Origin of the sequence: Sphingomonas sp. PP-CC-1A-547 (assembly GCF_003610375.1) — a bacterium.
Lineage (GTDB): Bacteria > Pseudomonadota > Alphaproteobacteria > Sphingomonadales > Sphingomonadaceae > Sphingomonas.
The window spans coordinates 1-12,849 of record NZ_RAPZ01000015.1 but is presented as its reverse complement, the minus strand read 5'-3'; the positions used below and the strand labels follow the sequence as shown (position 1 = coordinate 12,849).

The following is a 12,849-nucleotide window of genomic DNA, read 5'->3' as shown; positions in this document are numbered from 1 at the left end:
TGGCGAATCATGGCATAGCGGCCGTGTTCGGCACGATAAGCCGTTCTTCGCCATACGGAATTAAATGCAAAGGAACGCTGTGCACGACCTTGCAGGATTGCCACGACGTACTGAAGCAGCGCGAACCCGGCTCACCCCCCGACCCCAAGCAACCCATCATCACCTTAGCAATGATAAACTCGTCGCTATGGTAGAGCACCGCGCGTTCGACGCCTACGGACCGGCGTCCCTTACGCACAATGGAAAGCCACCACAATCTTTGCCGGTCCAAAACTGAATGCTCGACGTACCGATGAACGGGGAAGCTTTACCGATCTACGTGCCGCATGTGGTCGGGGAGACGGGATTCCCGACCTGATTTCATCACGCGAGAAGTGCTTGATTTCACGTCATCGCACGACCCGTCAATCTGCGGGTTGCACAGCGATGGGTACAAAACGGCAAGCCGGTTCCGGTCGTTCGCCATCGATCGCGTGTGACGACGCAGGTTCTGGCACCGATCGCTCGATTGTCGAACCAGTGGGACACGAAGATGGGCGGCGTGCTGGCTGATGCGATCGGTACCAACGCAGTGGTGAAAGCCTTGGTGGTGAGGCGCGGGAAGAAGCGTTGCTCGCGCGGACCCTCGGCAAGTGGCACCGGAGCACGCGCTGGACATGGATGGCGTTCACTTGGGCTGGGTCTAGCCAGCTCGCGCTGCTGTGGTTCATCCGTATCGCGGCCACGGCGGCGGCGCTGTGGCTATGGTCGTGCGGACAGGCAAGCGCGGGCGACATGGCCTATGTCATCACCAGCTATCTGGTGCTGAATGGCTCGCTCCGCGACACCGGGCAGTACGTTCATCAGCTCCAGCGGTCAGTGAACGAGATGGAGGAACTGGTCGCGCTCCGTGGCGAGCCGCTCGGCGTCGCCGATCGCGCCGACGCACGTCCGATCGCGATTGAGGCGGGCGCGATCCGGTTCGAGGACGTGACATTCCGCTATGCCGGGCAGGACCGCCCGATCGACCAGCATCTGACCGTCACAATTTCGGCCGGGCAGCGCGTCGGTCTGGTCGGGCCGTCGGGGTCGGGCAAGACCAGCTTCGTGAAACTGATCCAGCGGCTCTAGGACGTCGATGGTGGTCGCGTGACGATCGACGGACAGGACGTGGCGCTCGCGACGCAGGGTCGCCACGTCGGCAGGTAGCAATCGTCCCACAGGAGTCAGTGCTGTTCCACCGCACTCTGGCCGAGAAACTTGGATATGGGCGCCCGGGCGCGAGCCACGCCGAGATCGAGCAGGCGGCCCGGCTTGCCAGCGCCCATAATTTCATCGTGGCGCTGCCGAGGGGCTATCGAACACTGGTCGGCGAGCGGGGTGTGAATCTGTCGGGCGGTGAACGCCAGCGGGCACGCCCCCAGCCGCACGGATGGTCACACCGCAGAGCTCGATGACCAGCATGTCCGACGCACCGTCGTCTGGGCGGATCCGCATGAATGGCCACGGGCGCAAAACCGGTCGGATGCGCAAGCTTGCTGCACAGGTTGCGCCGCCAACGGTAGATCGACGAGGGCGAGATATCGGCAGCGCGCGCGATGGCGGCAACCGACGCGCTAGGCGCAATTGCAGCCTCCACCAGGGCAAGCTTGCGCTCGTCGCTCCAATGGCGACGCCGCTCAACGCCGGACAGTACAGTGATCTGGGTCATCGCCACGTCTCTAGCCACGGTGCTTGCACGGTGGCTAACATCTCAGCTCAGACCGTCACCCGCCAGATGCCCCCCACCGGATGCCGACAGCTTATGTGGCGTGAACAGCTGTACGACCGTGCATTTACCAGAGCCCGTCGCTGGAAAGCCGCCGTTCCGCTTTCTTGCCAAAAGACCGAGGCGCGGTCCTACGTCTCAGAGGCTGCTACCGTATCTAGCCTGGGGCGAACTTGTAGACGGTGCCTCGGGAGATACCGAGTTGGCGAGCGATATGGGCGGGCTTTATACCATCGGCGATCAGCTTACGCACCGCGTCGGGATCTATACGCGGCTTGCCGCCTTTGTAGACGCCCCGCGCCTTAGCTGCCTCGATACCTTCAAGTTGCCGTTCGCGTCGGAGGTTCGTCTCGAACTCTGCAAATACGCCGAGCATATCGAGAAATGCTTTCCCGCTGCCGTGCCTGTATCGATCGGTTGCTTCTTCGCCTCGAGCGCGATGCCCCTGCCCTTTAACTCGTACACAATATCCTGCAGATCTTTCATTGACCGAGCGAGTCGGTCGATACGGGTCACCACCAAGGTGTCGCCTTTGCGAAGGAAGTCGAGCAAAACTTGCAGCTCGGTCCATGCGCCGCGCTCGCTCCCTGATTTTTTCTCCGACCGGATGGTCTGGCAGCCGGCAGCGCGCAGCGCGCAGCGTGGTTTCCTGTATTCCAGATCCTGCTCCGAGGTCGATACGCGGGCGTAACCAAAATGCGTCATTGGGGCCCACTTGTTCAGTCAGGCTCTAGACCATTTGCACGAAGTGTTCGATTTCTATGCAAACAACCCTGATTGAACAGGGAGTCTGTTCAGTGCAGTGTGTTCACTCACGGTATACCCAGACTGACATAGGGGCCTGATAGGTTAGGCCCGATGTCAGGGCTCGCATTGTGTCACATCTCTTAAAGTGGCACAGGCTATTCAGAAGCATTGAGGAGGAGCGCCGCGATGGCTACGCAGTCCATAGACGTTAAAGTTGCCAGTAACGGTCGGATGATTCTGCCAGCATCGGTTCGCAAGGCGATGGGGCTTCACGGAGATGCAAAGGTCATTTTGACGGTTGAGGACGATCAGGTCCGGCTGTCGCCGATCGGTCACGGGGTTTCTCGCGCTCAGGCGCTTTATCGAGAGCATGCCAAGCAGGCCCGAACAATCGACGACTTCCTATCTGATCGCAAGGCAGAGGCCGTCACCGAGGCAGGCGAGTCTTCGCATTCGGACCGGCAAGGAGATCCGGCATGACATCTGTTGTAATGGATGCATCTGCGGTGCTGGCGCTGGTTCGGGATGAACCATGCGCCGACAAGGTCACACCTCACGTCGGACGAGCAGCGATTTCCGCCGTCAACCTGCAGGAGGTTATCAAGGAACTTCTGCTTGGTGGTTTGGGCGCAGCCACCATCCGCGAGATCCTAGACGAGCTTCGTCTTGATGTACGTCCTCACGATGTGGAGGCAGCGTATGCGGCCGCTGAGCTACACACTCAAACGAAGGAGTTTGGGCGCGGCCTTGGTGATCGCTCCTGTTTAGCGCTTGCGATCCTACTTGGCGTTCCCGCCCTCACTGCAGATCGCGAGTGGAAGAAGGTGAAGGCCAAAGGGCTCAAGATGGAGCATATCCGCTAGCAGCCGTCGCCAAAACCGGTCAGCTAAGGATTCCCGTTTTCCCGTGTCGTTTGGGCAATTTCGAGAAAATCGATTTGGGAACAGATTTCGAGAAAACGGCACCCAACACCAGTGCTTTTCAGGGCGTTGAGCTGGGGATTCCCTACTTGACCTTCCTTTTCGAGAAGGCCGATCCCGCTATCTGACGCCGTCAGTTTTCCGGAAGATACGTTCGTTCTTCGGTTTCTTCGCCTGCCTGTGCCCGTGACGTGATGGTCGTACCGATCGAGGCGGCGACAATGCCCGCAATGCCGAACCACTTCGCCAGCGGCAGTTTTTCGTGCAGAAATAGCGCACCCACCAGGGCTCCGACAGCCGGTTCACCACTGGTGAGCACGCCAAACGTGCGGGTTGGCAGGCGCCGCAAGGCGAACATCTCCAGAGAATAGGGGATCGCACTGGACAACAGGGCTACGACGAGTCCCAACCCGAGCACGTGGGAGCCCAGCAATGCCGCTCCGCTTCCAAGCACACCAAACGGGATTGCCAGCAGGGCAGCCACGATCATGCCAAAGGCTGGCGCTTCAGCGCCCAAAGCATCACCAGCGCGCCGGCCCATGACGATGTAGCTTCCCCAGAAAACGCCTGCTGCGAGTGCGAGCGCAATCCCGATAGGATCGAGCGCGCCGCCCCCGATGCGTAGCGGCAGCAGCAGCGCCAGACCGACCACAGCCACGGCGATCCACCCAAAATCGCGTGGACGGCGCGAGGCGAAGGTTGCGACCGCCAGTGGCCCGATGAACTCGAAGGCGAGCGCGATGCCAAGCGGAATACGGTCGATTGCCATATAGAATAGAAGGTTCATTGCTCCCAAGGACAGTCCGTAGGGGAGCGCTGCGTGCAGCAGCTTCCGGGTAAAGGGCACACGCCAAATTCGGAAACCGACCGCCAACAGGGCGGCCGCTAGTGTAAGACGCAGCGCCGTGGTCCCGGCCGGCCCGATAACGACAAAGAGCTTCTTTGCGACGGTAGCTCCTAGAGTGATCGAAATCATGGCGACGACTACTGCGCCGAGCGGCGCGAATGCGTCACTGAGCGTGTGGGCGTTTTCATGTCGCGTGTGGGTTCGAGTTTGGATCATCACCCGTTTTTACCGGAATGAGTCGATAATTGGGTTCTATCGAAGGGACGAAGAGATAATTATTATCGGGACATGCCCGACTCATTCGATCTTTGTATCCTAGCAACGTTGCAGGAAGATGCCCGTATTCCGATGCCGGAACTGGCGGAGCGCGTGGGACTTTCCGCACCTGCCTGCTACCGCCGCATGCGAGCGCTCCGCGATCAGGGATTTATCGAGAGGGAGATCGCCATTGTGTCGCCCCAAGCAATGGGCTGGCCGGTAACAATGGTCGTTCTCGTAACACTGGAGCGGGATCGCGGACGGATCATTGAAGAGATCATCGCGCGCTTACAACGCGCGCCGGAAGTGACCGATGTATGGTACGTTACCGGCGACCACGATTTGGTACTGCATGTCGCAGCAAAGGATATGGCGAGCTACGATGCGTTTACGCATCGCGTTCTTCATGCCGACGAGCATGTCCGCAGCTTCAAGACGCTGGTCGTCATGCGACAAGCCAAAAGGATGGCGGCACTTCCACCAGCCAGCAGCGTCGGCAAGGGGTGAGTTCGTTACCATCCCGCCCTCTATCCCGCTTCCCATTTTACCATCCTTTTGGGAAAGCCTCCACCTTCTCGATCGCCGTTCCCAATCGGGAACGGCTTTGACTCTATAGTTCGGCGATTGAGGCTGTGGAATATGGGGAGATCGTCTCCCAACCAAGCGCTGAGTAGAGGGCTCGGCCGTCTTCGGTGGCAACGAGCAACTCCCTGCTGTTGGCGGACTGTCGCGCATCATGTAGCGTCTGCATAAGGGCTCGGCCCAATCCTCTCCGGCGATGGGCAGGCTCCGTTATGATCCGATCGTACACGAAGACGCTGTTGGTCTCTGCCGCATAACCGCTTGCCGCAAGCGCGCCTCCGTTCGAGAATATCCGCGCTTCCGACACCATGCCGGTTCGCTTGACCTCGATCCTGTATCCATCCGGCAAGTGCCCGCTCAGTGACTTGCGGGCAGCCTGCATGAAATAGCCCAGCGGGTGCAACGTCCAGCCGCTCGGGAGCGCAGCTTGCAGATCATCGGCCGCGCCGCACAGCTTCAAAAAGTAGCGAGGATTTCTAATGGAACGAGCGAGCTGTTCGAGGCCATCGCTTGCCTTGGGGAACACCCAGCGGGCGATTTCGGCATCCGACCTGGTATCGACGCGAAAGCCGCCGCACTCTGAGACCGGCAACGGCAACCCACGCGCGATCGATCTGCCCGAAAGCCATGCTTTCAGTATATCAGGTTCGACGCCTCGCTTATTCATAGGCCACCATAGCGAGCCGGTCGGCCAAATCCCATCCGGACCAATTCCCGAAATTCGATCGTTTTCGGGAACCTCTCGCCTGTCAGCGGAGTAGCAGCCAACTCCAGTAACCAACGGTGAGAATTATAGCCCCGGCGAATACCAGTAACGAGGACCGACGGGCCGTTGCCAACTCGTAGCCAGCGCCGATATCCATAAAAAGGTGACGAACGCCTGATAGCATGTGCTGGAATACCGCCCACGTCAGCCCAATCAGCACCACCATCCCGAACCAGCTCGACCAAAAAGCCAAGAAACTGGCATACGCCTGCGGGCCGGCTGCTAGAGCGCACAGGAACCACACTAATGCCGGGGTCCCGACGAGCGCCAGTCCTACTCCGGTGATGCGATGGATGATGGATACGATCGCTGGCGGCTGCCAACGCCAGATGGTCAGGTGAGGTGACAAGGGTCGGGAACGGCCTGTGGGCATGATCGGTCTCATTTCGGATGCAGAGAGTATCCGGATACATAACGCATCTGAGATTGGTATGCTATACTGGCGGTATGAGCCGTCCGACACGCATCGATACAGCCGCGGAAACGCGGAGAGCCGTACTAACCGCAGCTACGAGCCTTTTCTTGCACAACGGATTTGCCCGCACGACGGTGGACGCCATCGCGCGCGAGGCGGGTTACACACGAGGTGCTTTCTACGCTCACTTTACGTCTAAGGACGATGTCTTACTCAGCGTCGTCACGTCGATCGCGGACCAAGCGACGCCAATCATCCTGAAACGTGTCGAAGCCTGCACCACACCTGATCAGGTGCTTCGCGCGGTGGCGGACTGGGCTGCTGAACGGAGCCAGTCGCAGGACATCGCGTTGCTCATGTTGGAAGCCACGCGCATTGCAGGCCGCGGTCTCGACGCGCTGCCGTCACTGTTCGCCGAACGCTGGGCAGTCGTTGGCGACGTTATTGCAAGGTTCTTTCCGGATCGCGATCCTTCAATATCGACCGATGAGATCGTCGCGATCGTCGTTGGCCTCACCTATGGCCCGGTCGGTAGCGGGCTGACCGGACATGATGCCGGACGGCTTGTGGCAGTCGCGCTCAAGGCTTTGATGAGCCGACAGGTCGACTAATCGCTACCGACGCGACTGCTTTCCTAAAATTCGATCGATTCCGAGAACGCCAATACCTTCTCGCCCGCCGTTCGTTTATGGGAAAGTCCTCCCTCGTCTTAACGGTTGGTGCGAACCAGGGGAATGGCGTCGCTAAACGGCCTTTTTCAGAGGTTCTGGCAATTTGCTGTCAGGCAGCATGTTGCGCAAATGCCCGTGCACCATCTGCTTGTTAAACGGCTTAGAAATGAAGGTAGCTTTCTCAGGCATCTCGCCCGGCTTGGGCAGAACATGGCCGGAGGCGATGACGATTTCGATAGCTGGCCAGTTCTCCGCAACGTGCCGTGCTAACGCAAAGCCGTTTGTCTCACCGGGCATATCAACGTCTGAAAACAGCAGCACGATGTTTTCCGAATTTGCCGCTAAAATACGTTTCGCTTCGTCTCCATCCATAGCCTCATAGAACCGAAATCCGGCGTCTTCGAGAATGCTGGTTGTATCCATCATGATGAGCGGATCATCGTCAACGACGAGGGCATAAGGGACGGTGGAAAGGGTCATCACGCCCCAACCATCCGCCGCCCACGGAGTTGCCCTACTACATGCTATTTCAACTTTCGGGATCGCTGTAGGCCAACGTCACGGTCCGTGCGGCGTATGCCATTTGAATTTCGCCTTTTTGGCGGTTAGCTGCCAATCAATGCGCCCATGCGCGAATTGAGAGGGCGCGATGACCAACGCGGAGGCAATCAGCCATTACGAAGTGCTGGATACGGGACCCGAGATCAGCTTCGACGACATCGTAGCTCTGGCGGCGCAGGTATGTGAGACGCAGACAGCGCTGGTCTCGCTGTTGGACGGTGACCGCCAATGGTTCAAGGCGCGCGTCGGGTTTGAACCCTGCGAGACGGACATCGACAGTTCCGTATGCCGGCACGTCGTGGCAGCCCGAAGCCTCATCGTTATCCCTGACCTGACCAACGACGAACGTACGGTCTCGAACCCACTGGTCGTCGCCGACGACGGCATCCGCTTCTATGCGGGCGCGCCCCTTGCGACCCGCTTCGGGGTCGTAGGCGCGCTTTGCGTCATCGATACTTCGCCTCGCCCGGCCGGCCTGACGGCAGAGCAGGAGGCAGCCCTGCTACGGCTGTCGAGGCAGGTCGTGACGCTTTTGGAGATGAGACGTGACACGCTGGACCTCCAGGCAGCTCTGGCAGAGCGCGACGCGTCACGAAAAGCGCAGGCGATCAGCGAACGCCGCTGGCAGGACCTGTATCAGAAGATGGACACCGGCTTCATCTACGCACGGGTGATCCGGAACGCGGACGGAGAGGTCTGCGACTGGCGATACGAGGAGGTGAATGACGCCTGGGGCAATCTCGTTGGCATCAATCCCGCCGATGCACGCGGGCGCACGATCCGTGAACTCATCCCTGACATCGAGGACGAGTGGGTTCTGACTCTGGCGCGGGTCGTCGAGACGCAGGAACCGTATCACTTCACCAGCCAAGTTGGCGTCTTGGAGCGTTGGTACGACGGTACAGCGCAATTCCTTGGTGACGACGACTTTACCGTCATATTCCACGAGGTCACCGCGCGCATCAAAGGCGTCCGACGCAGCGAAGCCCTGCTGGCGTTGGGCGACGTATTGCGGGATCGGATCGACAGCGATGGGATGATCGTCGAGGCCTCACGCATCATCGGCGAGGCGGTGGGAGCGTCGCGGGCCACCTTTGGCGAAATGGATCACACCCGAGAAATCGTAAGCGTCGAAGCCGGGTGGTCGATGGCGGGCATGCCGTCGATCGAGGGCGAGCACCGATTCTCGGACTATGGTGAACTGCGCGCCGCGCTGCTTGCCGGTGATGTCGTTGTCATCGACGATACCTCGACGGATCAAAGGACTGCAGCTGATTTTGCCGCCTGGACTTCACTTCGTACGCACGCCGTGGTCATCGTGCCTGTGCGAGAGCGTGATCGGACGGTTGCCGTTCTCCTGATCCACAAGGACAGCCCGTATCACTGGACTGACGACGAAGTTGGATTCCTCCGCAGCGCTGCCGACCGGCTTGAGACTGCGAACGCGAGACGGCGAGACGACGAGCAGCAAGAACTGGTCAACGGCGAGATCGCTCACCGGCTTAAAAACGCATTGTCGATGGTACAGGCCGTCGCGACGCAGACCTTACGCGGCGATGCTTCTCCCGAAGGTCTCGAAGCCTTTACGCGCAGATTGCAGGCGCTTGGTCATGGTCATGACGCGCTCACCAGCGGTCGCTGGAAGGCAGCTACCCTCAATGATATTCTAGGAGGAGTCCTGGATGGAGCCGCCATACGCGACCGCTGCACCATCCAGGGCCCATCGGTCGAGATGGGCGCCCGTGCTGCGCTGTCGACGTCGTTGCTGATCCACGAACTAGCCACCAACGCCGTCAAGTACGGAGCTCTTTGCGCTGCCAGCGGCCATGTGGACATCACATGGCAGATTGAAGGTGACGGCGACGAATGCCAACTGGCGCTGGACTGGGCCGAACGAGGCGGGCCTGCGGTCACGGCACCAACGCGTAAAGGCTTCGGTTCAAAGCTAATTCGGCTGGGCCTCGTCGGAACCGGCGGTTCCGACATACGCTATGAGAAGGAAGGTCTGCGAGCTGCCTTCACGGCACGGCTCGCAGAAGTGGAACAAGCGTGAGCACAACCGATCCCCAGATCGATGGACATACCGCCATCGTGCTGATCGTCGAGGACGAGCCGTTGCAACGGCTGGACATGATCGACATGGCCGAACGCGCCGGCTTTGAGGTCTTGGAAGCGCATGATGCCAGCCATGCAGTGGCGCTGCTAGAAACCAGGACTGACGTCCGCCTTGTCCTGACCGACATCGATATGCCGGGCGCCATGGACGGGATGAACCTTGCTGCCGCAGTCCGCAAGCGTTGGCCACCTATCGAAATTATCATCATCACTGCGGGGCCGGCTCCCACCCGGGCGGAAATGCCCGAGCGTGCCGTCTTCATGACGAAGCCACTGAATTATGAACGCGTGGTCGAGGCCATGCAGCGAATGACAGCGATCCAGGACGCCGAGAGCCGGCTAGATTAAGGGAACTGCGACGGCGGGATAGGTCCTCGGTGTGTGGATGCGACACGCCATTCGCTAACGTTCAAAGTGGTAAGGTGTCAGAATGACTGGTTTTGACACCTATTACTGCCAGATCCTTTCTCGTTTCAGCGACATGGATCAATTTAGGGAATAGATAACCTTTCCCGTTTCTCGATCCCTCGTGGGAATGTAGGTCGGTTGGAATCGCCCAATTGCAGACATCAGTACGATCGTTCACCTTTAGCCAGCTGAGGCCACAAGGTAATTAAGCATGAGCTATAAGACAGATCATCGCAGTCGAACGCGAGCTATCGCTGTGTATGGAGCGATCGTTTGCGTCGGGGCGGGGCTGGGATTTCTCGTGAGGGCGGGCGTCATCACCGACCACATTCTCTGGTAGACGTTGCCCACGATCGAACGACCGCTTTCCTTACCAACCCCAGACATTCTCGAATTTGGATCCCTCGCGAGAATGCCGGCTCGGGCAAGAACGCCCACTTGTCGCCGTTTAGCTGGGCGCAGCGCTTGGCCCAGAGCGGTCGTTCGTTCAGTTTCCGCCGTATCCTGCTCGCTCGTCCAACCAGCAGTCATCGCCGTCCGAGTTCGCCCGCCTAAAGCACGTAGCTGTCATTCCCATAACTCCGCCAAGATGACGCCATTTCGAGAAAACGTTTGAGAACGGTTTTTGGGAAAGCGGCTTGCGGCGGGGGCAGTTCACTCGCAACTGTTGTCCGCCGTTCCCATGCCGGGCTCGTTTTTGGGAACGCTGAGACGCTCCTACATTCCCCTCGTGAACCAGCAGTTGACCACGCGACCGTCCTCGGCATCCACATGGCAACGCCCGGTCCATGTCGTCACTTCGAGCACCGCCTGATCTAACGCTATGATCTGGGAGTAGCCTTCCGCGTCCGACCACTCTTCAACCGCCATCGGTGCGCGCCAGGCGAGCCTGCCGTTATGTTCGTACGCTGCGACATTTGAAGCGTTGTCCTCCGCAACAAATCCGTACGGCTCATTGACGACATAGACCCGGCGGCGATCAAAATCAGGTACGATCTCCGATACTTCCGTATTGCCAGTTCGGATGCGCTTCAGAATGTTGGTCGTTGCGGCATCTATCAGTAGCAGACCGTCATCGACGCCTACGAACAGGGTTTCATCCATCAGCACCATTATCCGTGCGTTGAACCAGGGCGCACCGGGTACGGACACGTCACCAAGTTCGATGATCTTGGCAAAATCAGCGCGTCTCTGTCGCAAGCCGAGGCGCACCCTGCTGGGAGGACGCGACAGCTTCTTGTCGTGGATCTCCTCATAGCTGAGAGCGTCAAATGTCAGATCGGCGACGTAATCGACATTTTCCTCTCTATAGGCGTAGCGCATTGCCGTCCTTTCTCTTGTCATGCGCAATGCACCGATGGTTCGCTACTAGCACCTATGCCAGCGAAACCCGAGATTCTCTAAACACCATCCTTTGCGAGAACACGGACGGGCAGTCCGCAATGCAAAAATCAAAAGTTTTGCATCAGACCGTGGCGCTTGGCCGAGGCCGCAAGCGCCCAAGGGAATCTAGGACCTTCACTCGCTGCCCAGGTATTCCCGCATAGTCCGTTGCGGAGCGGCGACCATCACGGTCAGCAATCGTCACTTTGAAGTGGCTGTTCAACGCGTCGGACCAAAAGCGCGCCTTTGCTTCTACTACGTCAGCGATTGATCCACCGGCTTTCGAGCAAAGGTCAGCGAATGCGGTCTTATAGAGCGCTACTGACTCCACCAGCGAGGTGGACGGTTCACCTTCGATGATAACGCCGTGTAGGAAATCGACCGTGATCGCGCGCTCGCGAGAGCGCTCGGCATCTCCATAAACGTCCATCTCGTAACGGCCGATCATGAGACCGATGCCGCTCCCGAGGGAATCGGCGACGTTGTGAACGATGGACCGTAGTTCGGCATGTTTCATGGGGGCAGGCTATAATGGCTCGTACCCGTCTCCTATGACTTTCCGCCCCATCTGATGCGAAACTCACAAATTTTGCATCGCCTCAAGAACGGCAGGAAACCTGGGGATCCGCCGATGCAAAAAGCTGATGCGTGGGGACACCCATTCGCCGGTGGTTTTCCGGGGCTCCCGACCTAAGAGCGGACCGTCCGCTTTCCCTGCCCATCTCGGCCATTCCGCTATCGCCCAGTCATGGCACCGGTCTTCGGCTAACGAGCGTTGACTTGACCATTTCGACGTGCGTTAAATGTTGCTCTTAGCAAGCGACAATAGTTGGTTCGATATCGTCTCAACGAAACGTTTTGGCAGGGAGGCTAGTCATGTCAAAGACCGGTTTTGCAGTTCTAGCGATTACATTCGCCGCGACGCCAGCCTTGTCACAGGGCATCCCCGCGACCGCCGCGCCGGGTCCGCGGGTGTTCTTCAATCCGATTGGGCCGGGCGTCCAACCCCCCAATTTTGCTATGTTGGCAGGAGATCGAACGTGCTTAGTTCGCAAGTCGACCGGTAAATCCGAATGCCATACCAAGTACGAATGGCAACGGATCGCGCGCAAGATTGACAAAAACTCGCAGAGTTCGACCAGATAGAGGCGGAGCAAGCGCAGGAATATTTTTCGTGTTTGCACGTTTGTTGTGGTCAATCCGAGTAGGACCCACCCCAGTTATAATTTCGTGGCAGGAAGCGCCCAAAACTACGACATTCAAGCGCCTGGGGATAATTTCAAAAGATGGTGTATCGCGGCGGCTGCATTTCGACAGCAGATGAGATTTGCAGCCCCTTCACGTACGATGCCTGGATCGGGGTCGACCTGACCTCGTGCATCGAGGGAAGGAGTGAGAGCGATGACGCATTTCGTGGGTCTGGACGTCT

16 protein-coding genes and 1 pseudogene are annotated in these 12,849 nt (G+C 58.9%); 8 read left to right on the top strand and 9 right to left on the bottom strand.

Going from position 1 to position 12,849, the window contains the following annotated elements; translation table 11 throughout:
• The first annotated feature begins 609 nt into the window (after window positions 1-609).
• Entirely contained in the window at window positions 610-1,110 is a 501-nt protein-coding gene (locus C8J39_RS19135; protein ID WP_243650204.1) for an ABC transporter ATP-binding protein, read from the top strand.
• A gap of 223 nt (window positions 1,111-1,333) precedes the next feature.
• On the opposite strand, the gene C8J39_RS16380 is transcribed toward C8J39_RS19135, so the two are convergent.
• From C8J39_RS16380 to C8J39_RS19230, 3 genes and pseudogenes are all read right to left on the bottom strand, one after another.
• Window positions 1,334-1,690 (bottom strand): transposase, encoded by a 357-nt coding sequence (locus C8J39_RS16380; RefSeq protein WP_120301433.1) that lies wholly within the window; start codon window positions 1,688-1,690, stop codon window positions 1,334-1,336.
• Between the two features lie 214 nt (window positions 1,691-1,904).
• Complete coding sequence (locus tag C8J39_RS19235) at window positions 1,905-2,123, bottom strand: helix-turn-helix domain-containing protein (RefSeq protein ID WP_310793844.1); 219 nt, start codon at window positions 2,121-2,123, stop codon at window positions 1,905-1,907.
• Window positions 2,097-2,452: pseudogene (locus C8J39_RS19230) on the bottom strand (recombinase family protein); the annotation flags it as partial. The gene C8J39_RS19235 and the pseudogene C8J39_RS19230, both read right to left, overlap by 27 nt.
• A gap of 228 nt (window positions 2,453-2,680) precedes the next feature.
• Between C8J39_RS19230 and C8J39_RS16370 the strand changes: the two are divergent.
• Together C8J39_RS16370 and C8J39_RS16365 are read left to right on the top strand one after the other, a co-directional pair.
• Window positions 2,681-2,974, top strand: coding sequence for an AbrB/MazE/SpoVT family DNA-binding domain-containing protein (locus tag C8J39_RS16370; protein WP_120301432.1), 294 nt, complete (start codon window positions 2,681-2,683; stop codon window positions 2,972-2,974).
• On the top strand, window positions 2,971-3,357 hold the full coding sequence (locus C8J39_RS16365; protein WP_120301431.1) for a type II toxin-antitoxin system VapC family toxin: 387 nt from the start codon (window positions 2,971-2,973) through the stop codon (window positions 3,355-3,357). The genes C8J39_RS16370 and C8J39_RS16365 overlap by 4 nt, the downstream gene beginning before the upstream one ends.
• Before the next feature lie 190 nt (window positions 3,358-3,547).
• Here the strand turns inward: C8J39_RS16365 and C8J39_RS16360 are convergent, their stop codons facing one another.
• Window positions 3,548-4,477 carry a DMT family transporter gene (locus C8J39_RS16360; protein WP_120301430.1) on the bottom strand — a complete coding sequence of 310 codons (930 nt, stop codon included), beginning with the start codon at window positions 4,475-4,477 and terminating at the stop codon, window positions 3,548-3,550.
• Window positions 4,478-4,549: 72 nt separating this feature from the next.
• Here C8J39_RS16360 and C8J39_RS16355 point away from each other — a divergent pair, with 72 nt between their 5' ends.
• The gene (locus C8J39_RS16355) at window positions 4,550-5,026 is read left to right on the top strand and encodes an Lrp/AsnC family transcriptional regulator (protein ID WP_120301429.1); all 477 of its coding nucleotides are present in this window, start codon (window positions 4,550-4,552) and stop codon (window positions 5,024-5,026) included.
• A gap of 103 nt (window positions 5,027-5,129) precedes the next feature.
• Here C8J39_RS16355 and C8J39_RS19340 read toward each other — a convergent pair whose 3' ends face one another.
• The gene (locus C8J39_RS19340; RefSeq protein WP_404969369.1) at window positions 5,130-5,411 is read right to left on the bottom strand and encodes a GNAT family N-acetyltransferase; all 282 of its coding nucleotides are present in this window, start codon (window positions 5,409-5,411) and stop codon (window positions 5,130-5,132) included.
• Between the two features lie 117 nt (window positions 5,412-5,528).
• Between C8J39_RS19340 and C8J39_RS19130 the strand changes: the two genes are divergently transcribed.
• The gene (locus C8J39_RS19130) at window positions 5,529-5,684 is read left to right on the top strand and encodes a hypothetical protein (protein ID WP_243650203.1); all 156 of its coding nucleotides are present in this window, start codon (window positions 5,529-5,531) and stop codon (window positions 5,682-5,684) included.
• A gap of 166 nt (window positions 5,685-5,850) precedes the next feature.
• Here the strand turns inward: C8J39_RS19130 and sdhC are convergent, their stop codons facing one another.
• Entirely contained in the window at window positions 5,851-6,240 is a 390-nt protein-coding gene (sdhC, locus tag C8J39_RS16345) for a succinate dehydrogenase, cytochrome b556 subunit (protein WP_120301574.1), read from the bottom strand.
• A gap of 74 nt (window positions 6,241-6,314) precedes the next feature.
• On the opposite strand from sdhC, the gene C8J39_RS16340 reads away from it, so the two are divergent.
• Window positions 6,315-6,893, top strand: coding sequence for a TetR/AcrR family transcriptional regulator (locus C8J39_RS16340; RefSeq protein WP_165895263.1), 579 nt, complete (start codon window positions 6,315-6,317; stop codon window positions 6,891-6,893).
• Window positions 6,894-7,025: 132 nt separating this feature from the next.
• Here C8J39_RS16340 and C8J39_RS16335 read toward each other — a convergent pair whose 3' ends face one another.
• Window positions 7,026-7,433: a response regulator gene (locus C8J39_RS16335; protein WP_120301426.1), complete on the bottom strand. Its 408-nt coding sequence runs from the start codon at window positions 7,431-7,433 to the stop codon at window positions 7,026-7,028.
• Between the two features lie 169 nt (window positions 7,434-7,602).
• On the opposite strand from C8J39_RS16335, the gene C8J39_RS16330 reads away from it, so the two are divergent.
• Both C8J39_RS16330 and C8J39_RS16325 read left to right on the top strand, forming a co-directional pair.
• Window positions 7,603-9,567, top strand: a complete 1,965-nt coding sequence (locus tag C8J39_RS16330) for a GAF domain-containing protein (RefSeq protein WP_120301425.1) — start codon at window positions 7,603-7,605, stop codon at window positions 9,565-9,567.
• Entirely contained in the window at window positions 9,564-9,977 is a 414-nt protein-coding gene (locus C8J39_RS16325) for a response regulator (protein ID WP_243650202.1), read from the top strand. Before C8J39_RS16330 ends, C8J39_RS16325 begins: the two co-directional genes overlap by 4 nt.
• Before the next feature lie 777 nt (window positions 9,978-10,754).
• Here the strand turns inward: C8J39_RS16325 and C8J39_RS16320 are convergent.
• Both C8J39_RS16320 and C8J39_RS16315 read right to left on the bottom strand, forming a co-directional pair.
• Entirely contained in the window at window positions 10,755-11,360 is a 606-nt protein-coding gene (locus tag C8J39_RS16320) for a hypothetical protein (RefSeq protein ID WP_120301424.1), read from the bottom strand.
• Window positions 11,361-11,502: 142 nt separating this feature from the next.
• Window positions 11,503-11,937, bottom strand: coding sequence for a hypothetical protein (locus tag C8J39_RS16315; RefSeq protein ID WP_120301423.1), 435 nt, complete (start codon window positions 11,935-11,937; stop codon window positions 11,503-11,505).
• Window positions 11,938-12,849 lie beyond the last annotated feature (912 nt).

Bases quoted from the DNA above. Each gene is read 5' to 3' on its own strand.
- C8J39_RS16380 (WP_120301433.1), bottom strand. From the start codon at position 1,690: ATGACCCAGATCACTGTACTGTCCGGCGTTGAGCGGCGTCGCCATTGG.
- C8J39_RS19235 (WP_310793844.1), bottom strand. From the start codon at position 2,123: ATGCTCGGCGTATTTGCAGAGTTCGAGACGAACCTCCGACGCGAACGG.
- C8J39_RS16370 (WP_120301432.1), top strand. From the start codon at position 2,681: ATGGCTACGCAGTCCATAGACGTTAAAGTTGCCAGTAACGGTCGGATG.
- C8J39_RS16365 (WP_120301431.1), top strand. From the start codon at position 2,971: ATGACATCTGTTGTAATGGATGCATCTGCGGTGCTGGCGCTGGTTCGG.
- C8J39_RS16360 (WP_120301430.1), bottom strand. From the start codon at position 4,477: ATGATCCAAACTCGAACCCACACGCGACATGAAAACGCCCACACGCTC.
- C8J39_RS16355 (WP_120301429.1), top strand. From the start codon at position 4,550: ATGCCCGACTCATTCGATCTTTGTATCCTAGCAACGTTGCAGGAAGAT.
- C8J39_RS19340 (WP_404969369.1), bottom strand. From the start codon at position 5,411: ATGGTGTCGGAAGCGCGGATATTCTCGAACGGAGGCGCGCTTGCGGCA.
- sdhC (WP_120301574.1), bottom strand. From the start codon at position 6,240: ATGCCCACAGGCCGTTCCCGACCCTTGTCACCTCACCTGACCATCTGG.
- C8J39_RS16340 (WP_165895263.1), top strand. From the start codon at position 6,315: ATGAGCCGTCCGACACGCATCGATACAGCCGCGGAAACGCGGAGAGCC.
- C8J39_RS16335 (WP_120301426.1), bottom strand. From the start codon at position 7,433: ATGACCCTTTCCACCGTCCCTTATGCCCTCGTCGTTGACGATGATCCG.
- C8J39_RS16330 (WP_120301425.1), top strand. From the start codon at position 7,603: ATGACCAACGCGGAGGCAATCAGCCATTACGAAGTGCTGGATACGGGA.
- C8J39_RS16320 (WP_120301424.1), bottom strand. From the start codon at position 11,360: ATGCGCTACGCCTATAGAGAGGAAAATGTCGATTACGTCGCCGATCTG.
- C8J39_RS16315 (WP_120301423.1), bottom strand. From the start codon at position 11,937: ATGAAACATGCCGAACTACGGTCCATCGTTCACAACGTCGCCGATTCC.